General features: G+C 41.7%; 17 protein-coding genes. 8 read left to right on the forward strand and 9 right to left on the reverse strand.

Translation table 11 applies throughout. From position 1 onward, the window contains the following. Nucleotides 1-14 precede the first annotated feature (14 nt). Nucleotides 15-1,466, forward strand: a complete 1,452-nt coding sequence (locus H8S90_RS02075; protein WP_255501769.1) for an efflux transporter outer membrane subunit — start codon at nt 15-17, stop codon at nt 1,464-1,466. A gap of 105 nt (nt 1,467-1,571) precedes the next feature. Here H8S90_RS02075 and lepB read toward each other — a convergent pair whose 3' ends face one another. The 5 genes from lepB to H8S90_RS02100 all read right to left on the reverse strand — a co-directional run bounded on the left by lepB (nt 1,572) and on the right by H8S90_RS02100 (nt 6,451). After that, nucleotides 1,572-3,002 (reverse strand): signal peptidase I, encoded by a 1,431-nt coding sequence (gene lepB, locus H8S90_RS02080; protein WP_187340969.1) that lies wholly within the window; start codon nt 3,000-3,002, stop codon nt 1,572-1,574. A gap of 221 nt (nt 3,003-3,223) precedes the next feature. Beyond that, nucleotides 3,224-3,964, reverse strand: coding sequence for a 4-hydroxy-tetrahydrodipicolinate reductase (gene dapB / locus H8S90_RS02085; protein ID WP_187340970.1), 741 nt, complete (start codon nt 3,962-3,964; stop codon nt 3,224-3,226). Between the two features lie 71 nt (nt 3,965-4,035). Continuing rightward, entirely contained in the window at nt 4,036-4,728 is a 693-nt protein-coding gene (locus tag H8S90_RS02090) for a DUF5683 domain-containing protein (RefSeq protein ID WP_187340971.1), read from the reverse strand. Beyond that, entirely contained in the window at nt 4,728-5,651 is a 924-nt protein-coding gene (locus tag H8S90_RS02095) for a ParB/RepB/Spo0J family partition protein (RefSeq protein WP_187340972.1), read from the reverse strand. Before H8S90_RS02095 ends, H8S90_RS02090 begins: the two co-directional genes overlap by 1 nt. A gap of 5 nt (nt 5,652-5,656) precedes the next feature. Beyond that, nucleotides 5,657-6,451: a ParA family protein gene (locus H8S90_RS02100; protein ID WP_187340973.1), complete on the reverse strand. Its 795-nt coding sequence runs from the start codon at nt 6,449-6,451 to the stop codon at nt 5,657-5,659. A 307-nt stretch (nt 6,452-6,758) separates the two neighbouring features. On the opposite strand from H8S90_RS02100, the gene H8S90_RS02105 reads away from it, so the two are divergent. Next, nucleotides 6,759-7,280: an NADPH-dependent FMN reductase gene (locus tag H8S90_RS02105; RefSeq protein WP_187340974.1), complete on the forward strand. Its 522-nt coding sequence runs from the start codon at nt 6,759-6,761 to the stop codon at nt 7,278-7,280. A gap of 2 nt (nt 7,281-7,282) precedes the next feature. Here the strand turns inward: H8S90_RS02105 and H8S90_RS02110 are convergent, their stop codons facing one another. Then, nucleotides 7,283-8,050 carry a DeoR/GlpR family DNA-binding transcription regulator gene (locus H8S90_RS02110; protein WP_187340975.1) on the reverse strand — a complete coding sequence of 256 codons (768 nt, stop codon included), beginning with the start codon at nt 8,048-8,050 and terminating at the stop codon, nt 7,283-7,285. Between the two features lie 150 nt (nt 8,051-8,200). Between H8S90_RS02110 and H8S90_RS02115 the strand changes: the two genes are divergently transcribed. Genes H8S90_RS02115 through H8S90_RS02140 form a run of 6 tightly spaced genes read left to right on the forward strand, consistent with a single transcriptional unit; the run spans nt 8,201 to nt 14,887 of the window. Then, nucleotides 8,201-9,469 carry an MFS transporter gene (locus tag H8S90_RS02115; RefSeq protein ID WP_187340976.1) on the forward strand — a complete coding sequence of 423 codons (1,269 nt, stop codon included), beginning with the start codon at nt 8,201-8,203 and terminating at the stop codon, nt 9,467-9,469. Nucleotides 9,470-9,490: 21 nt separating this feature from the next. Then, nucleotides 9,491-10,498 carry a 2-hydroxyacid dehydrogenase gene (locus H8S90_RS02120; RefSeq protein WP_187340977.1) on the forward strand — a complete coding sequence of 336 codons (1,008 nt, stop codon included), beginning with the start codon at nt 9,491-9,493 and terminating at the stop codon, nt 10,496-10,498. After that, complete coding sequence (locus H8S90_RS02125) at nt 10,488-11,954, forward strand: FGGY-family carbohydrate kinase (RefSeq protein ID WP_255501770.1); 1,467 nt, start codon at nt 10,488-10,490, stop codon at nt 11,952-11,954. Before H8S90_RS02120 ends, H8S90_RS02125 begins: the two co-directional genes overlap by 11 nt. Next, nucleotides 11,951-13,396 (forward strand): FGGY-family carbohydrate kinase, encoded by a 1,446-nt coding sequence (locus H8S90_RS02130; RefSeq protein WP_187340978.1) that lies wholly within the window; start codon nt 11,951-11,953, stop codon nt 13,394-13,396. The genes H8S90_RS02125 and H8S90_RS02130 overlap by 4 nt, the downstream gene beginning before the upstream one ends. After that, nucleotides 13,390-13,989, forward strand: a complete 600-nt coding sequence (locus H8S90_RS02135; RefSeq protein WP_187340979.1) for a histidine phosphatase family protein — start codon at nt 13,390-13,392, stop codon at nt 13,987-13,989. Before H8S90_RS02130 ends, H8S90_RS02135 begins: the two co-directional genes overlap by 7 nt. Nucleotides 13,990-13,999: 10 nt before the next feature. Next, nucleotides 14,000-14,887: a glycerophosphodiester phosphodiesterase family protein gene (locus tag H8S90_RS02140; RefSeq protein ID WP_187340980.1), complete on the forward strand. Its 888-nt coding sequence runs from the start codon at nt 14,000-14,002 to the stop codon at nt 14,885-14,887. Here the strand turns inward: H8S90_RS02140 and H8S90_RS02145 are convergent, their stop codons facing one another. From H8S90_RS02145 to H8S90_RS02155, 3 genes are read right to left on the reverse strand one after another with little or no spacing between them, the layout of a single operon-like run. Beyond that, nucleotides 14,888-15,919: a winged helix-turn-helix domain-containing protein gene (locus H8S90_RS02145; protein WP_187340981.1), complete on the reverse strand. Its 1,032-nt coding sequence runs from the start codon at nt 15,917-15,919 to the stop codon at nt 14,888-14,890. It lies immediately after the preceding gene. Between the two features lie 35 nt (nt 15,920-15,954). After that, entirely contained in the window at nt 15,955-17,697 is a 1,743-nt protein-coding gene (locus H8S90_RS02150; protein WP_187340982.1) for an alpha-L-rhamnosidase C-terminal domain-containing protein, read from the reverse strand. A 12-nt stretch (nt 17,698-17,709) separates the two neighbouring features. After that, nucleotides 17,710-19,617, reverse strand: a complete 1,908-nt coding sequence (locus tag H8S90_RS02155; protein WP_187340983.1) for a glycoside hydrolase family 127 protein — start codon at nt 19,615-19,617, stop codon at nt 17,710-17,712. Between the last annotated feature and the right edge of the window lie 42 nt (nt 19,618-19,659).

Here is a 19,659-nt window from a genome sequence, read left to right on the forward strand (position 1 = left end):
AACGGAAGAAAGAAATGAACAAAAGCACATATATCATACTAGGCGTCTTCGCACTCATACTAACGCTTAATGCCTGCAAGGTGGGGAAAGACTATCAACGGCCACATTTGGAGCTTCCCGACAAATATCGGGATGAAATTGATGCAGCTGATTCAGTAGGGATAGGTAATATCTACTGGAAGGATTTCTTTGTAGATTCTACACTCCAAACCATTATCGATTCCGCTATCGTCTATAATTACGATATGCGTAAGGCATTAAAAAATATACAAATAGCCGATCAACAGGTCATGTATGCCCGGGCGCAGTTTTTACCCGAGATTCAAGGAACCGTCGCCAGCATGAACCGACAGTTCCGTTCGAGGGACTTTTATACTGGAGCCACAGCCAAATGGTATGAAGAAAAAGGTCGTACTCCTCCCGAAAATATGTTTATGTATACCCCTCAAAATATTTCGGGCATCACGCTCAGTTGGGAAGCAGATATCTGGGGCAAGATCAGAAGGCAAAATGAAAGTGCGCTCGCCCAATACTTGCAGACCTACGAAGCACGCAAACTTTTGCAAACTCAGTTAGTAGCGAATGTGGCTGAAGGATACTACAATTTATTAATGCTAGATGCACAATTGGAAGTAGCCCGCAGAAACCTTCAATTAACAGACAGTACGTTACGCATCGTAAGGCTACAACGTGATGCAGGTCAGGTAACATCCTTAGCGATACAGCAAACAGAGTCTCAACGTCTGGCAGCTCAATCGCTGATTCCACAGTTAGAACGCCAAGTGGTTATCCAGGAAAACGGACTGCGAGCACTGGCAGGCCAGCTTCCCGATAGTATCAAAAGGGACGCCGCACTTACCGATTTTTTGATAGAAGACTCGGTAACCGCAGGTGTTCCCCTTTATATGGTCAGCCACCGTCCGGATGTACGGGCGTCGGAGCTGGCATTACGGGCCGCTAATGCTGAAGTAGGTGTAGCACAGGCATATCGATACCCTACACTGACTTTAGATGCCACAGGAGGGGTGAACAGTATGCTGCCCCGCAACTGGGTTAATATCCCGGGTTCATTATTTGGAGGTATCATCGGAAGCCTTACTCAGCCCATCTTCCAAAGACGACAACTGAAAACAGATTTTGAGGTCGCGAAACTTGAAAGGGATAAAGCCGAGCTCGACTTTCAACAGACCGTGTTAGATGCTATCAACGAAGTAACCAATACACTGATCACAATTAAAAAACTTCAGGAAGAATATGATATTGCAGAAAGGCGCGTAGAAGTTGCTCAACTCGGTATCAGACAAGCAGGTTTGCTATTTAAATCTGGTCTGGCCACTTATTTAGAGGTAATCACCGCACAACAGAACACTATTGATAGTGAGCTTGAATTGGTGAGTTTAAGGCAGCAATTGCTGATTGCCAGAGTAGAACTGTATAGAGCGTTAGGTGGAGGATGGCAAGGCTAATTGCGCAAATAAAAAATTAGCGGTAATGAGAAGAAAATTATCCAGTTATAAATTAGGAATCACAAATGAATCTGTTGCCTAATTTATAACTGGATAATTACCACATTAGTGGATAGACATAAATATCCTGTTCCAGCGTATCTTATCGATAAACGAACCTTTATCGTCTAAACTTAACCATACAAACAACGCTTTCCCTACGATATGATCTTCCGGCACAAAACCCCAAAATCGTGAGTCAAGAGAGTTATGGCGATTGTCTCCCATCATCCAGTAGTAATTCATTGCAAAGGTATAGCTATCCGCTTTATTTCCATCAATATAATAACCATCATCTTTCTTCTCAAAGGTATGGCCTTCATAAATCGTGATAGCACGTTCGTACAAAGGAGCTGTTTCCTCATTTAATTGCACTGTCCAACCAATTTTCGGCACGATGACCGGACCATAATTATCTCTGTTCCATTTCAGGTCGCTATGTTGAGGAAAAATATCTTTGGTAGGCTCTTCTGTACCCTGCGGATAGATAAAGGGCTTCACTTCTTTTACATTTGCCCACCCACTCATGGTGTTGGCCAAAGCAGGTGTTAGATAGAAGATATATTGTCCGGGCACATTGGTCTGTCCACCTTCGATCCGCATATCGTTGATTCTGTCAAGGTTAATATCAGTTCCATCAGTGATCACTTGATACATCAACTGCCCTTCCACTGGTGTTTCGCCCTCCTTACCATTGACGAATACTTGCGCATCAACTATTGCTACAGTATCTCCCGGAATGCCTATGGCACGTTTAATATAGTTTTCGCGCTTATCTACCGGCCTGTTAAAGGGAGCATCGGCATCCATTGGATAATTAAACACGACCACATCGTTGCGCTTAATTTGCTGTAAGCCGGGAAGTCGACGATACTTCATCTCTAATCCTTCCCAATAAGCTTTGGTCCCTGTTATAGGCATCGTATGGTGCGCAAAAGGAAAAGCTACTGGTGTCATGGGCAATCTGGGCCCATAATTGATTTTACTTACAAACAAAAAATCACCCGTAAGCAAGCTACGCTCCATGGAGCCGGAAGGTATCATATAGGCCTCGATCAAAAAGGTTCTGATCAAGGTGGCGGCTACCACCGCAAAAACAATGGCATCAGCCCATTCGCGTGTTGCTGATTTTTTGTAAGGGTATTTCTTCTTAAACTCCTCGGTAGCCGAAGCTCCCCAATAACTTACCTTTTTATCCGTACCCCACCAAGGAAATACCACAAAAGGTACAAGGATGGTACCTACCTGATCCAAAAAAGATCTCTTCCCAAAACATCTGGCAAAATCTATATAAAGCCCTATTCCAACAAACAGATTAATAATAGGAACCAATAATAGTGCTACCCACCACCCGGGCCTACCTGTAAGTTGGGTGATGATGTATTCACGATAAAAGGGAACAAGAGATTTCCATCCCTCTTGCCCAGCCTTTACAAAAAGTAACCATAAACCAATTTGAGTTCCTAGGAAAAAGATTATTAAAAAAGCTATCAACATGCTGTTAAATAAAAATTAATTTGTGGTATTGCTATTAAAACTTAGATAAATTGCCTTTATATGCAATAGAAAAACAGTATATAAAAATAATTTATCGATATCTCATCTGCCTTTGAAGGCTCTTTCATTTATACATGAATACTGCATAAGTTGCCGCTCACAAAAAACTATGGATAAAGAACAACTCACGCAAGCTTCATCGCCATTTAGAAAAAATTATTCTAATGAAAATTAAACATATCTGTTACGGAGTAAAAGCCTTTTCTTTCCTGTAACCATTCAGCTGCTATTACCGCTCCCAGAGCAAAACCCGCTCTGCTATGCGCGGTGTGCTTAAACTCCAACTGATCCACTTCCGAACTATACAACACGGTGTGGGTACCGGGCACCTCGTCAATTCTATGCGACTCAATCAACAATTGCTCCTTCTTTGCAATCACCCCGTCATCTTCACCTACCAGATCGTTTACCCATTCCTGTTTATGATCGGTGTTTGCTATAATACCTTCGGCTATGGTAATAGCCGTCCCACTGGGGGCATCCAACTTGTGTGTATGATGGATTTCTTCCACCTGAACGTCATATTGTTTATACGGATTCATGGCCTTGGCTAAAAGCTTATTAATATGAAAAAAAACATTTACACCTATACTAAAGTTAGACCCATATAACAAAGAGTTGTTACCATCTTCACACTTTTGCTTAATTTCCTGCAATTGGTTATACCAACCCGTTGTTCCTACAACGACCGGCGTGTTCGCGTCGAAACACAATAATATGTTATTGATGGCTGATTGAGGTGTACTAAAATCAATTGCCACATCTATATCCGCCAAATTATCAGCACTAATTTGCCCACGGTTGTTTTCGTCAATTATCAAAGCAATGTGATGACCTCTTTCTTGGGCTATTTTCTCTATAATACGGCCCATTTTGCCATATCCTATTAAGGCTATATTCATTGTTTCAGTTGATATATTTATTTAGGTTTGCAATATACGATTTTAGTTAACACGAACGATCGCGTAAAACACTACTTAAAAACAAAAGTAGCTTTTAAGCCTACCACAGGCATCGACGAGAAAGCATAAGCATTGGGAGCCTGCATCAGTGTAGGAGTAATTTTAAACGTTAAGTCGTCGCTCATATCATAACGCACAAATTTCGCATCGATATAAGCGTCAATTACGTTGAGCGCATACCAACCTAATGTTAACAGCACCGTCAGATCACGATTTCTTCGATAAAAGTCTTTCGCTCCAATCAACCATTGGGTATCTGCCCCTTCATATTTTGGGTTTTCTGGTATATCCTGGTTTTGCACGCGTTGCTGTACCTCATCTAAAGTCTCCCGATAATTCTTCTGAGCGAAAACAAATGAATAACCCAGTCCTCCAAAACCAGCCCATACGATTGGCGCCTTTACATACCCCCAACCCCCATTAAAAAGCTGTCCCCACCCAGGCAGTATAGCCGATCGTGTAGCAGCTATACGGGTAACTCCTTCTACGGCCAAACGAGCAGAATCTTTATAGATCTCCGGTTGCTTTTCTTCCTCGCGCCCCCCCCTATTTTCTTTTTCAGGAAGATTGGTCGTATCAGTCATATTAAAACGGTCTGTGCTGATATCTCTTGGCGTGCGTATACTGTCCGGAACCTGCGCATATCCCGATAGCGATAGTGCGAGCAAGAGAAAGAATGAGAGTAAAAACCTTAACGCAGCCATTACCAATCTAATAACTCCAAGATACGGCTTAAATCATCTTCAGACATAAAAGGGATTTCAATAGATCCTTTCCCTTCCTTCCCTTTCATATTTAATTTTACTTTTGTTGCAAATTTAGACGCTAAGTCATCTTGAATCTTCTGAAACTCAAACGACATAGGTTTCCCTTTAGTATTCGTCTTTGACTTACTTTTATGGCCAGCATCCGCAACTAGCCGTACCAGTTCCTCTACCTTCCGAACAGAAAGCCCCTTATTTATAATTTCCTGGAAAATATACAACTGCTTATCAACATCTGCAACATTGATCAGCGCTCGGGCATGCCCCATGCTTAACTTACCATCGCGAATAGAAGCCTGAATAACAGGAGGCAGTTTTAGCAAACGCAGATAGTTTGTTACCGTAGAACGATTTTTACTTACCCTATCACCTAATTCTTCCTGTTTAAGGTTGCATTCGTCAATCATCCGCTGAAAGCTCAAAGCCACTTCTATCGCATTGAGATTTTCACGTTGGATGTTTTCTATCAGGGCCATTTCCAACATTTGTTGGTCATTTGCCGTACGGATATAAGCTGGTATCTCAGATAAACCCGCTATTTTAGAAGCCCTTAAACGCCTTTCACCAGATATCAGCTGATATTTCCCCGCACCAGTCTTACGTAAAGTGATGGGCTGTATAAGTCCTTGCAGCTTGATAGATCCCGCCAACTCATTCAATGCCGCCTCATCAAAGTCAGTCCGAGGTTGAAAAGGGTTAACTTCAATATTTGCTAGCTTAACCTGATTAACCGAATCCGGAAGAATTTCCCCTCCGACCACCTCTTTTTCCGATTTTAGACCAGATGTTTTTTGCACTTCTCCGGTATCGTTCAATAGTGCACTTAGTCCTTTACCTAATCCAATTTTCCGCTGCTGCGCCATATTCTTTATATACTTGCCTCTTGTTGCTCTTTCTGTAAACCGTTTTTAACTAAAATCTCTCTTGCCAAATTTAAGTAGTTGATCGCCCCTTTCGAATTAGCATCGTGCATAATCACAGAAATACCAAAACTTGGCGCTTCACTTAAACGTGTGTTCCGCTGAATAATCGTATTGAACACCAAATCATTAAAATGCGACCGCACCTCCTCCACCACTTGATTAGATAAACGTAAACGCACATCATACATGGTTAAGAGAATACCCTCTATTTCCAAGTTAGTATTTAATCTGTTTTGAACAATCTTTATGGTATTCAATAATTTACCTAACCCTTCAAGCGCAAAATATTCACATTGAACAGGTATAATCACCGAATGTGCAGCGGTAAGTGCATTAATCGTAATCAGACCTAAAGACGGTGAGCAATCGATGATAACAAAATCATAATCGTCAATGACCTGATTAAGCACCGAACGCATTTTATATTCTCGCTCATTCAGGTTAATCATTTCTATTTCTGCCCCCACAAGGTCAATATGCGCTGGCAATAGATCTAGATTAGGCGTATCTGTTTTCTGTATAGCCTCTCTAGGATCAAGATCATTTATAATACACTCATATACACTCGCTTTGATTGTTCGAGGATCAAAACCAATACCAGAGGTGGAATTAGCTTGAGGATCTGCGTCTACTAAAAGTGTCCGATACTCTAACACAGCTAAGCTTGCTGCTAAATTTATGGAAGAGGTAGTTTTACCTACGCCGCCTTTTTGATTGGCCAGTGCTATGATTTTACCCATTTGTTATTTGTAAGTCGTAAGTCATATATCAGCAGTTTAACGGTTCAAATCATTTAAACCACAAGTAGCTTATGATATATCCATTAAACTAGTAATGTCAAGGCGATATTGTATCAGGCATTTATTTTTTTTGTAAAAGCAAAATTTTCTACCAAAAAACACCTATCATTACATATTTATGAATTAAAAACATGCTTTATTTGTTAACTTCGCAGTTTTTAAACATTATATCTCAAGGTTGCTAAGATACAAAATTTACACGGCTTAAAAACCCGAAGAGGTTCAGATTTTATACACATTATCCACAATGATCACAATTATTGCCGGTACAAACCGTAAAAACAGTTATTCGTTAAAGGTTGCCAACTATTACCAACAACAATTGGATAAGAAAGGTTTGGGTTCAGAAATCCTCTCGCTGGAAGATTTGCCAGACAATTTTATTGTAAGCGACCTCTATGGAGCACGCAGTGAAGCATTTCAACCGATACAGAACCGCATAACCGCCACCACCAAATTTATATTCATCATACCTGAATACAATGGAAGCTTTCCCGGTGTTCTTAAAATCTTGATCGACGGCTGTCTGTTCCCGGATAGCTTTGTCGGAAAAAAGGCAGCATTAGTAGGTATTAGCAGTGGTAAATATGGAAATATCCGTGGCGTAGAACATTTTACAGGCATATGCCATTACTTACAACTGCACATTCTCCCTATACGTATCCATATACCCTATATCAAACAAGAAATTAATGATGACATCACCTTCCATAAAGAAGATACCCTAAAGTTCACTGATCAACAGATTGAAGCATTTATACGATTTTAAGCTCAAGATGCCGTAATCACCTTAACCCCTTTTTTTTCAATCTGCTTAATCATCGCTGGTGGAGCTGCATCATCAGTCACAATATACTGTATCTCATTTAACTCACAGATCCGTCCAATTCCTCGCTTACCAAACTTCGTACTATCTGCCAAAACGGCAACACTTTGTGCTGACCTGATCATTTTTTGATTCAACCCCGCCTCCGCCAGGTTACTGATAGACAACCCAAAATCAATATCTATTCCGTCTACCCCTATAAATAACACGCCACACGATATATTTTCCAAAATATGTTCTGCATGCACACCAGCAACAGACGACGAGCTTGGCCTAACCAAACCTCCCAACTGAAGCACATCCATATTAGCTTTACCGCTGAGTTCAAAAGCAACCTTTATAGCTGGAGTTATAACCGTTAACGGATGTTCAGGCTGTAAAACTTTAGCCAATTCAAACACTGTTGTGCCCGAACCGATCATAATCGAATCATTCTCCTTGATCAAGGCAAGGGAAGCCCTGGCTATTTTTTGCTTTTTATCTGGATTAATCAATGCTTTTTCCACTATTGGCCTATCATTCGCATAAGGATTGGTTAGCGAGGCACCTCCCCGGGTACAAAATAATAGATTTTTGTCCTCCAGAAATTTTAAATCTTTTCGTATGGTTACTCCAGAGACCTTCGTCATTTCTATCAACTCTGGAATTGTTGCACTACCATTTGCTTTGATCACCTTTATAATGGTTTCATGCCTTTTAGTAATGTTTCTCATAATAATCGATTATTCCACAATACTACTCAATATTTCTTAAAGCGCCGCAGAGGCATATGTTAAATTTTATTTATTTAACTTTATATTTGTTAATAAATATTTCTTTTTGTTTATTTGAAAAACCATAGCGCCAATTTAAACATAGATGATATGATAAACCCCACCTCCATATTTAACCGTGTTGGACTTCCCAGATCATTATCTTGGGGCTACTTGGGCGTTTTAATCTTTATGATGGGAGATGGCGTTGAGCAAGGTTGGCTCAGCCCCTACCTCTTAGTGCACAACATGAGTATCGAGCAATCAGCTTCTCTGTTTACCGTCTATGGTATTACTATTGCCGTTTCTTCATGGTTTTCGGGGGTACTTGCAGAGAGTTATGGTCCACGTAAAGCAATGGTTGTGGGTTTACTTCTTTATATTATAGGCACAGTTGGCTTTGTTGGCTATGGTATGGGGAGTCTAAACTACCCCGTAATGTTAGCCACCTATGCCGTTAGAGGTTTTGGTTACCCCTTATTTGCTTATTCGTTTCTCGTGTGGATAACCTACCGCACACCACAGCAAATGTTGGGTAGAGCCGTTGGCTGGTTTTGGTTTGTTTTTACCGGGGGGTTAAATGTTTTAGGGGCTTATTATTCTAGCTGGGCAATTGAGCGTTTGGGATATCAGAACACTTTATGGAGCTCTATTTTTTGGGTAGCACTTGGAGCACTGTTTGCTTTGGTAATCAACAAAGATCATTTTATATTAAAGTCGTCAGATAACAGTAACACCAAAACACAAGAACTTATGAAGGGGTTCACCATTATCAAAGAAGAACCTAAAGTATTACTGGGTGGCATTGTGCGCGTCATCAATACTACGGCTCAATTTGCCTTTCCGGTTTTCCTTCCGATCTATATGGCGCAATTCAACATCTCCACAAAAGAATGGTTACAGATTTGGGGAACCATTTTCACCGCGAACATTGTGTTCAATCTAATTTTTGGTTTTATAGGAGATCGTTTAGGATGGCGAAACACCATCATCTGGTTTGGAGGTATTGGATGTGGAATAACCACCTTATTATTGTTCTATGCACCCGCTTGGTTTGGTGGCAATTACTGGATTATTATGATGGCAGGTGTCTTATGGGGCGCGCTACTGGCAGGCTACGTACCGCTTTCGGCATTGGTGCCTTCACTGGTAACTAAAGACAAAGGAGCTGCGATGGCTATTCTTAACTTAGGCGCCGGCCTTCCCGTGTTTGTAGGACCGGCTATTGTTGGTCTGTTAATTGGAAGCATTGGCAGTGAAGGTGTCATCTGGATATTGGCAGGTCTGTATTTTTTAAGCGCAGTATTAACCACGTTCATTACACTCCCTATCGCAAAAAAAATCCCGATAGACGTCGTACAACGAGAAAACATAATTTAATTAACATTACAAAAATAATATATGAATATCTTGATTACAGCCCCTTATTATGAAAAGGCACAGAAAGAATTAGCATCGCTTTTTGGGAAAGTTACCTATCACTTATGGAAAAAAAAGGGAAGTGCTTATAGCGAAGAGGAATTAATCAAGTTGCTACAGGAAGTACGGCCAGATGCCCTCATCACTGAGCATGACCAGGTAACTGAACGTGTTATCCAGTCATACCCCGCACTAAAATTTATTGGTGTTTGCCGGGGTACACCTTCCAATATTGCGATAAACACAGCCACAGCCTTAAAAATTCCGGTATTTAATACACCTGCAAGAAATGCGCAAGCAGTAGCCGAAATGTTCATCGCCAATCTAATCACTTTCATGCGTAATACATTAGCTAGCATCAAATGGCTTGAAGACGAAAAATGGGAGGTCGGAGCACATACTTCTTATTTACAGTTCAAAGGAAATGAAATAGCAGGCAAAAAAATAGGCATGGTTGGCTTTGGTGCGGTAGGGCAAACCACGGCCAATATTTTGCAGCATTTTCCTACGGAGATATGCTATTATGACCCTTACTATACTTCCGAAAACCCTCATTTTTCAAAAGTCTCTTTAGAAGCAGTTTTTAGTACTTGCGATGTTGTCGCTATTCATCTCCCTGTCACAGAGCAGACCAAAGGCATGATCGCTAAAAGCCTGCTCTCTTTAATGAAAGAAGACGCTATTTTTGTGAATACCTCCCGGGCGGTTGTAGTAAATAGAGAAGATCTACTATCCGCTATTGAACAGGGAAAGATTAGGGGTGCAATTTTGGATGTATTTGATCATGAACCACCTGACGAAATAGACTATCAACTTATACACCATGATCATGTGCTTGCCACGCCACATATTGCAGGTGCTACTCACGAAGTGGAGAACCACCATGCCGATATTATGAACCGAGCATTAAAATCTTTTTTTAAAGAAGGACAGAAAGAAATTAAGCAACTAGTGAACAAAGAATTATTGGATCAAACCCATGATGGATAAAAGGAGCAATCAACGGCAAAACGCTTATTTAGTGATCGATATAGGAACAGGAAATGTTCGTGTAGCCTCCGTATTACCTACCGGAAACATTCTTTGCTTAAAAAGAGAGAATGTACATTATGAAAAAGACACCGATTATCCAGATGCCATTTTTTTTAGTCCTGATCGTCTTTGGCAACAGATCATCGAGATGACCCAACAAGTTTTGCAAGATGCTGACAATTTAAATATTACAGCGATTACGGCTACCAGCCAGCGGGAGGGCGTGGTCGTGCTAGACGAGCAGGGCAAGGCGCTCATCGGTATGTCTAATCACGATAACCGTGGCAGAGAATGGGAACATTTGATAAAGGATAAATCGGCTGTGTATGCCACTACCGGGAGGTACCCTACGGCCTTATTTTCTGCCCTAAAACTCGTTGGTCTGCGTGAGCGAAAAAAGGCAATTTGGCAAAAGGCAGCTTCTTTCACCAGTATCAGCGACTGGGTAGAGTTCATGTTTTGTGATACGCTTGCCTACGAACATTCCCAAGCATCGGAAACCTTACTCTACGACATAAAAAAGGGTCATTGGTCTGAAGACCTTTGCAAGGTTTTCAATCTTCCTTTCAATTTACTGCCTCCCTTGGTGTCATCAGGAAGCATTAAAGGACGAGTAAGATCTGCTATTGGTGAAATCCTCCATATGGCTCCAGACACCTTGGTCGTTACCGGTGGATCCGACACCCAAGTCGCCATTAAAAGTGTTGCTCCCACTTTAGACGACGTAGTCATCGTGTCAGGCACAACAACCCCTATCGTCAAGCTAATAAACACCTATACGGTTGACGAAAAAGAGCGCACCTGGACCAACAGACACATTGATTCGGATACTTTTATACTGGAAGCCAACGCTGGTGTAACCGGCTTAAATTATCAACGACTAAAAGAGATTTTCTATCCAAATGAAGATTACGCCGTCATTGAAAATGAATTGACTGCCATTAGTTACCATCAATGTATGGCTTCTCTTGGATCGCTTTTAGCTGACGAAAAATCGCCCCTCACCAAAGGTGGCTTTATCTTCCATGCACCGGTATCTCATCAATTGACAAGAGGAGACTTTGTTTGGGCTATTCTTTGGGACATTGCCTGCAGCATATATGAAAACTACAAAACATTGTGCAGCGTAAGACCCCATACAAAAAATTATATATTGGCTTGCGGAGGAGGCGTACAAAGCCGTACATTAAGGCGATTTCTTGCACACCTGCTCAACAAGGACATTATCATTAGAGATACCTATTGGCAATCGTCGGTAGTCGGTGGGGCGTTCCTGTGCAATCAGGCTTTGAATAGACCTATCGCTTCACCTAATACCTCAGAAAAAATTGTTCCGCAAGATCGAGAACAATACTTAGCACTTTATCAAGAATGGCAACAGGTACGAAATACCTTTAAAAAAATAAACACATGAATGCATATGTGATCGGCATCGATATCGGCACACAAGGTGTGCGTACAGCTGTCGTTGATGCTACAGGAGACATTATAGCCAGCACCAGTAAATCATTTGAGCTTACCGAACGATCGAGGGAGGAGCAATCGCCCTTAATGTGGTGGGAACACACCATAACTGCCCTTAAAGAACTGCTACACCAAGCTTCCTCATCGATAGACCTTCAAGCTATCAAGGCAATTGCCGCCACGTCAACCTCCGGGACGGTGATTCCCATAGATATCGAAGGAAACCCTTTACACGATGCACTCATGTATAGCGACAAACGATCGGCCGAAGAGGGTGAATATTGCCGCGTCATAGCCCAGAAGTACTGCGAAGAAGGGTTTAATGCTTTCAACACTTCTTGCGGTTTACCTAAAATCCGTTGGTTTACGAAACACTTTCCTGAAAAAGTCGGAACCATCAATCAATGGATACATGCAGCCGATTTTATTACGGGAAGGCTAAGCGGAATTTACGATGTTACCGATTATACCAATGCTTTAAAAACCGGTTTTGACATTACAAACCTACAATGGCCCGGATATCTAAAAAAACATTTGGTTAGCCAGTCTACCTGGCTCCAGCGCGTAGTTGCTTCCGGAACAGTCATAGGAGCGTTACAACCTAAACTGGCTCATAAGTTGAATTTAGCTAGTGTAGCTATTGTTGTAGGCATAACCGATGGATGTGCTTCTCAGATGGCCTCGGGCGCGATATCTCCTGGAGATTGGAATACCACTATCGGTACCACTATGGTAATCAAGGGGGTTACAAAAGAAGCTCTGCGAGATCCTGAAGGGAGGATTTATAATCATCGTCACCCCGAAGGTTTCTGGATGCCGGGAGGTGCCAGCAATACGGGAGCCGATTGGATCAGCACAGATTATGAGCAAGTGGATCTGGCATCTTTAAACGAACAAGCCGCCAAACTGACCCCTACATCCTACTTATCGTGGCCACTAAAACAAGTCGGAGAACGTTTCCCATTCATTTCACCTCAGGCACGTGGCTTTTCGGTAAAAAACTTATCCAAAATCGAACAATACACTTCCAATATGGAAGGCGTGGCGTATCTAGAACGTTATGCTTACGAGCTCATTGAAAAACTATCCTCCGAAAAGGTGATAGCTGTTTTTACCGCTGGAGGGGGAAGTAATAGCGATACGTGGTTACGTATTAGAAGTAATGTGCTCAACAAGCCTGTCTACCGGTGTAAGGAAGCGTCCGGTGTGCTTGGTGCCGCCATATGTGCTGCCTCAAAGACCATATTTAACACGGTCACTGAGGCTGTGGAACACATGACACACCGATCATTGGAGGTATATCCTGAGCGAAGTTTAGCAGCACGCTATGACGAAAATTATCATAAATTTATCCATTTGTTAATACAAAAAAAATACCTTACAGCATGTTAACTGTCTATTTACTCCGACACGGTGAAACGTCTTATAATGCTGAGGGCAACCGTTATTGTGGCACTACAGATATAGGGCTTACAGAAAAGGGCTTACAGCAGGCGCGTTTAGCCGCACAGTCACTTTCTTCCATTTCATTTGACGCAGCTTTCTCTTCGCCTTTAAAAAGAGCTTACGTCACCGCTATGCATGCCTGTAACCATAACATCGCCGTAAAGAAAGACGATCGGCTCATGGAGTTAGATTTTGGAAGTTGGGAAGGGAAAACCAGGGAAACGTTTGTAAAAGACGACCCTGCCCTGTGGCAGCAATGGGAACAAGCTCCCGAAATTAACCGCGCAGGAGGCACCGGAAATACAGGATCAGAAATTGCTGGTCGCGTAGACGATTTCTTCATGGAACTGCTAATACAGTACCCCAATGGCAATATTTTAGTCGCGGCACATAATACGGTTAATCGGCTTTATCTCGCCTATAAATTAGGAATGCCTTTGCGAAATTACCGTAGAATTGTCCAAGAAAATGCAGCCATCACCGTATTTAATTTAGATAATCATGGAGTTTTAACTCTACAGCAATTAAACATACGTTAAAAAAATTATTATGCAACGATCATTTTTTCTGACATTTTTGCTTTTCATAAGCTTTTGTAGTTACAGTATCGCACAACAGAAACTTTATATTGTCCCACTGAAAAAAGCAGCAGATCTCTATCAATTTTTTGCCTATCACGGTCGGAATAAACCTATTATCAGTGGCCATCGGGGCGGTATGGAGATGGGCTTTCCCGAGAACTCCCTAGAGGCATTTGAAAACACATTGAAATATATTCCGGCATTTTATGAAATAGATCCACGATTAACGAAAGACAGTATTATTGTACTGATGCACGATGCCACCTTGGAACGAACAACTACCGGAAAAGGCAAAGTAAGTGATTATACTTACCAGGAACTCCAGCAATTTAACTTAAAAGATGTAGCGGGTAATATTACCCCCTTCCGTATCCCAACGCTCGCAGACGCCATCGAATGGGCGCGGGGAAAAACCATTTTGAACCTCGATAAAAAAGACGTTCCAATGGAAATGACTGCGGCCATCATAAAAGAGCATCAAGCGGAAACCTTCGTAATGGTTACTGTCCATAACGCCGAACAGGCTAAATTTTATTACCACAAAAATAAAAAGCAAATGTTCTCTGCCTTTGTAAAAACGCCGGAAGAGCTAAAAATGTATGAAAATGCCGGCATCCCATCCAAACAAATGATCGCATACATTGGCCCGGACATCAAGCCTGAGAATCAGGACATGTATAAACTATTGCATGGAAAAGGCATTCGCTGCATGATTTCCTCGGCATCTACTTACGACAAACTTGAGACAAAAGGAGAAAGAGCGGAAGCTTATCGTGCGATTATCAAAGATGGCGCCGATATACTGGAATCCGACCTACCAATTGAAGTCGGCGAAGCAATAGGGGCAGTAAAGTAGTTAAATAGATGCTCTTTTGAATAAATAAAAAGGCACTTCTATATGCTGTTTTGAGTTTTCCAATATTAATCTGGCCGCAGTTGACCCCATATTTTCAAAGTCGGTAGAAATAGTAGTTATACCGTTAAGAATAAACCTTTTAACGCGCGTCTCATTATAAGAGATCACGCCAACCTGTTTGCCTACTTCCAGCTTTAACGAAATAATTCTATCCAAAAGAATAACAAGATCATCCTCCATTAAATTGATATATACTTCACCTTCCCTGATGGGTTCCTTTGCTATGTCGCTTACCAGCAAGTGATCAAAAGCATATTGCTGACAAAAATGGTAGAAGCCTTTAATAATCTCCCGTGGAAAATAACTTTTATCTGGGAAAATAAGCTTCAACGTATGGTATTTACTCAATTCATCTTTTGCCTGTTCCAATGCATGATAAATATCCACTTCAAAATTTTCGTATACCGCAGCATAATTTCCTTCTACTTCCGGCACCTTCTTATCCAGCAACAATAGCTTCTCCTTCGGAATCTGATTGATCACCTCCGCAGCCTTATCTCTTTCTTCAACAAAATGGGGGATAATTACATAATGTGTGTATTCCTGTTTTTGGTTCTGTATTAATTTCTTGAATAGATTAAAATCGTTGTTATATACGTAAAAATCTACTGCGGCGTCTGTACCCAAAGTTTTTATAAAAGCGTCGTAAACGATTTTTTTATGGGCACTGAGCTTGTTAAAAAGTAACATGATGCTCTTTTTTTGCCTAAAATCCGTACGGCTAACATAATAACCCTTACCTGGCACTGAATCGATCACACCTAGTTTTTTCAGGTATCGATAGCCTTTTTCTGCTGTATCTCTAGAAACCTCTAAGACAAAGCTCAACTCATTAATAGAAGGCAACATAATGTCTTTCTCCAATTTACCTTCTTTAATGGCATTCAGCACGGCATTGGTTAATTGCAGATATTTGGGCGTGACAGAAAATTCATCAATTCTAATATAATCGAAAAACGGATCGGTTTTCATGCACATCGGTTAGAAAGCTGAAAGATACATAATTTTTACTGAATTATTTTAATCCCTTTGGGTGCCTTGACCGCTGTTTTTATTTTTCCATCGGCCTGCTTTGTGTGTTTTACCCAAACCAAGCCTTCGGGCGTTGGGAAGGTTCCTTCCGCGAACTCAAGATCTTCCAAATGTGGTGTAATTTTAATCTCCTTACAGCCTGGCGCAGTCACTTTTATTCCCAGTATATGTTCAGTGAGCCAAGCCGTAGGCCCGGAAGCCCATCCGTGGCATAAACTGTGGCGAAAGCCTTCGTAGCAATAGGCTCCATAATCGCCATGTATATCTTTCTTTCCCGGAGGCACCAACTCATCTATTCTTGAAGCATTGGGCAGCCATTCCAGGTTAAAGTCTTCCCAAAAGGTAGTAGCCCCAAGATCAAGCATTGCTCCCCAATAAGTCCTTATATTATTCAATGCTGCCTGATAGTCGCCTGCTTTTGCCATAGCCTGCAACATATAGTAGCCATAAAAGGTGGAGAAGTCTTTTGCACCGTCAACACCAAGTACCTCCTTATTCGCTTGAGCGGCTGGCATTAAATCAGCCAATGCCATCAATGCCGCTGCCTGTTTGGACTGGTTGGGGTTTGGAGTATACTGTTTTAATTTAGCAACTGCCTCTTTACAAATAGCAGCGGTTGCAGTATCTTCTAATATTTCAGAAAGCTCAACACCGGTTTGTAGGGATAAAACCATCATAGCCTGTAACCCTGCATGTATTCCAGCTTTATTTTCACTGGACGGCCAATCCAAGAACCTATTCCCATCTAACGATTCTTTATTTCCATCGATTTTGGCAACAAGGTGTCGCAATAATTGTGCGAGGTAGGGTTGTTGCTTTTTAAGATAATTCAGGTCACCATGATGCATATACCAATCTCGCTGAATAATAATCCACCACATGGAATAGGTGCTTATCCCGTTCATCCAATCCGGTAAGGGTGTTATTTCTCTCGATAAGTCCAAACTCTTCGGTACCACCTCATTAAAGCCAAAGACGCTATTGATTGTCGCCACCTCCGGATGCATATCCCCCACCCATACCAATCGATCTCGTTTTATACCATCCCAAAGGTACTCCTGCATGTTTAGATGCACCGTATAGGCACCGGTTTCCCAAATTTGATTCAGCCGATCGTCACTGCTCTTAAAGGACCCTAAATAAGGAATATCGCGGTAGGTAAATATCGCGCTTACCTCTTTTAACTGTAATTCGGCATCTTCTTCCTCTAGATCTATCCGTACAAAGCGGAACCCACTTTCGCCCAATTGAATTTTTCCCAGCCAGGGCAATAAAGTAGTAAAATCACGTATAGCGTGATCATTTGTTGCACCCTTTTCTCCAATATCACTCATAGCTTCACTGGCAGATTCACCGAAACGAACCCTCACTTTCAAAGGTTTATTTTCCTTCCACATTCCGGTAACGATCTCTACTCCCCCGTGAAGCTCTCTTCCAAAATCAATTAAAATACCGGCTTTTTCTCCACTACTCGTATTCTTCAAAACACATACATCCCGATTGGCAAGATCAGCCTGCCCAATTCCTTTATTTAACAGCGCTTCACTATTTGCTATTTGTCCAGCTTTTAATAAAATCCTTTGTGGATTTATAAAGGTTCTAGTTAAATTGCTTTTGGTATGTGCCTCCATGAATGCCATCGGACTATTTAAAGGTTCTTGCGCAACGCATGACACACAACACATAGAAGCAAACACAACAACTAATATATTCTTCATCTAAATCTAAGCTTAATAATTTTCGTTCGATGACCTAGGGTCTACAACCTGCGGAATCCAGGTTTGAAAAAAAGGATTCGTTTCATCGCCATATCCAGCAGAAGCATAATCACATAAAATAATACTTAAGGGATCGGCCCCTTTTTCCCGATATGATTCAGGAATAAAAGAAGCATGATACAACATCCAAAAGCCTGCTTTATTATCCGTAAAAGGCTCCAACTCAATATGGTTTCCTTCAATCATTTTGGGGTCTAGCGAAATCCCTACAGGAACCGTTCCCAAACGGGTATCCCTTGTCAAAACAATCGGGCCCCGAAGAATAGCCGTGTATTGCAGTACATCACCCAACTTTACCACCCTTCCTCTCATATCCAACTGGAGTTCAATTTGATCGCCTTTCTTCCATTTCCTTCGCACTGATACATACGCACCGGGTTTCCAATCTCGAATCGTTTCTCCATTGACTTTTAAAGCCGACTGCGTACTCCATGATGGAATACGCAGGTTGATGGCAAATTCTTCTTCTTTTTCGGGATTTACCACGATATTCACCAGGCCATCTTCTGGATAAGCCGTGTTTTGATGAATGGTAACCAACTGTTTTTTCGGTGTGTTCACCACATATTCCCCATCTGCATAATAATTAATTTGTAGCCCATCCCGTTGTGCTGTCGCCACCAATCTGGGAAAAAGAAATAAGCCGCGCGGGCCGCTGGCTTCACAGCAATTCAATCCCATCCCGCACTGCTCGCTACCGGGTAACCTTTGCCCGGTCAAAGGCGTATATTTAGCCCATTGCGCACCATCCTTATGCACAGCACCTAACAAAGCATTATAATATGCCTGCTCTATTGCATCTGCATATTTGCTTTCTCCTGTTAACCTTAAAAGTTGTGCGCTCAGCTTTATCCAAGTAACAGTAACGCAAGTTTCCTGATAATGATGGACGGGAAAAGCCTGCAACGCCTTGCCTCCAAACCACATTTCGGCAGATGCACCTGAACCTGCTATATTAATCTCGGTGTCGCGGATATTTTGCCAGGTATCTTCAACGGCTATTTTATAAGCTTCTTTTCCCGTTATACGATAAAGTTCCAGCAAACCTTCGTAACAAGACATCATTTCATAGGCTTTTTGCCCCTGTTCCCAACTATACCAGCTTTCAGGTTTCGGAAATCTTTTGGCAACAGGTATCTTACTTTTACTCAACAATTGGGGGCCTTCAGGACTTTCCCACTGGCTTACAATCTCTTCTGCGAAATCTAAATACTTCTTTTGCTTCGTTCGCGCATAAAGCAAGCAAATGGGTTCAAGTACTGAAGACGCCGCCATCCCCCTATAATTACCTTTGGTAACGATAATCCCATCCTTACCTTCAAGATCATCGATAAGATTATCTGCCAATTTCGACGCAGCCTCCAAGCTCGTTTTTTCGCCGGTAAGGTCATAATAGTCCAGCAATCCCAACATACAATATTTTCTTCCCCAAATATCCCACTGCTCCAATAAATGCTCTTTTGCATAATTTCCAATGTATCCATCGGGTGTTTGCGTAGCCATTAAACCATGCACGGCATCATCCAGCACCTCTTTTAGCTCCGATGTTGGATGATAACGATATGCCAGCACGGCAGATGTAAACCATTTGCCCCAAAATTCCGACTGCCACATGCGGGTTTCTGTACGATTCTCAGGTTTAAAAACAGCAATTAAACGATCTACATCCTGAGCTAAGATGTTATGCTCGTAAGCAACAGCTAACCTTTCCCCCAGGACCCCTTCGATCTTTGCTTCGGCAGCAAAAGAAATTTCATCGTCTATGGCCTGCTGTCCCCGCAATAATAGCGGAAAAAAAAGTAGCTGTCCAAGAAAAAGAAAGCTAAAAAACGATAAATAAGAAACACCTGTGCGGTTCATACATTGATTGGTTTTTTTTCTCTCGGCCTAATATACTATTTA

It is taken from the genome of Olivibacter sp. SDN3 (assembly GCF_014334135.1).
In the GTDB taxonomy this organism is placed as follows: domain Bacteria; phylum Bacteroidota; class Bacteroidia; order Sphingobacteriales; family Sphingobacteriaceae; genus Olivibacter.

What these genes read in the sequence shown, in the direction of transcription:
- H8S90_RS02075 (WP_255501769.1), top strand. Translation starts at nt 15, where the DNA reads ATGAACAAAAGCACATATATCATACTAGGCGTCTTCGCACTCATACTA.
- lepB (WP_187340969.1), bottom strand. Translation starts at nt 3,002, where the DNA reads ATGTTGATAGCTTTTTTAATAATCTTTTTCCTAGGAACTCAAATTGGT.
- dapB (WP_187340970.1), bottom strand. Translation starts at nt 3,964, where the DNA reads ATGAATATAGCCTTAATAGGATATGGCAAAATGGGCCGTATTATAGAG.
- H8S90_RS02090 (WP_187340971.1), bottom strand. Translation starts at nt 4,728, where the DNA reads ATGGCTGCGTTAAGGTTTTTACTCTCATTCTTTCTCTTGCTCGCACTA.
- H8S90_RS02095 (WP_187340972.1), bottom strand. Translation starts at nt 5,651, where the DNA reads ATGGCGCAGCAGCGGAAAATTGGATTAGGTAAAGGACTAAGTGCACTA.
- H8S90_RS02100 (WP_187340973.1), bottom strand. Translation starts at nt 6,451, where the DNA reads ATGGGTAAAATCATAGCACTGGCCAATCAAAAAGGCGGCGTAGGTAAA.
- H8S90_RS02105 (WP_187340974.1), top strand. Translation starts at nt 6,759, where the DNA reads ATGATCACAATTATTGCCGGTACAAACCGTAAAAACAGTTATTCGTTA.
- H8S90_RS02110 (WP_187340975.1), bottom strand. Translation starts at nt 8,050, where the DNA reads ATGAGAAACATTACTAAAAGGCATGAAACCATTATAAAGGTGATCAAA.
- H8S90_RS02115 (WP_187340976.1), top strand. Translation starts at nt 8,201, where the DNA reads ATGATAAACCCCACCTCCATATTTAACCGTGTTGGACTTCCCAGATCA.
- H8S90_RS02120 (WP_187340977.1), top strand. Translation starts at nt 9,491, where the DNA reads ATGAATATCTTGATTACAGCCCCTTATTATGAAAAGGCACAGAAAGAA.
- H8S90_RS02125 (WP_255501770.1), top strand. Translation starts at nt 10,488, where the DNA reads ATGATGGATAAAAGGAGCAATCAACGGCAAAACGCTTATTTAGTGATC.
- H8S90_RS02130 (WP_187340978.1), top strand. Translation starts at nt 11,951, where the DNA reads ATGAATGCATATGTGATCGGCATCGATATCGGCACACAAGGTGTGCGT.
- H8S90_RS02135 (WP_187340979.1), top strand. Translation starts at nt 13,390, where the DNA reads ATGTTAACTGTCTATTTACTCCGACACGGTGAAACGTCTTATAATGCT.
- H8S90_RS02140 (WP_187340980.1), top strand. Translation starts at nt 14,000, where the DNA reads ATGCAACGATCATTTTTTCTGACATTTTTGCTTTTCATAAGCTTTTGT.
- H8S90_RS02145 (WP_187340981.1), bottom strand. Translation starts at nt 15,919, where the DNA reads ATGAAAACCGATCCGTTTTTCGATTATATTAGAATTGATGAATTTTCT.
- H8S90_RS02150 (WP_187340982.1), bottom strand. Translation starts at nt 17,697, where the DNA reads ATGAAGAATATATTAGTTGTTGTGTTTGCTTCTATGTGTTGTGTGTCA.
- H8S90_RS02155 (WP_187340983.1), bottom strand. Translation starts at nt 19,617, where the DNA reads ATGAACCGCACAGGTGTTTCTTATTTATCGTTTTTTAGCTTTCTTTTT.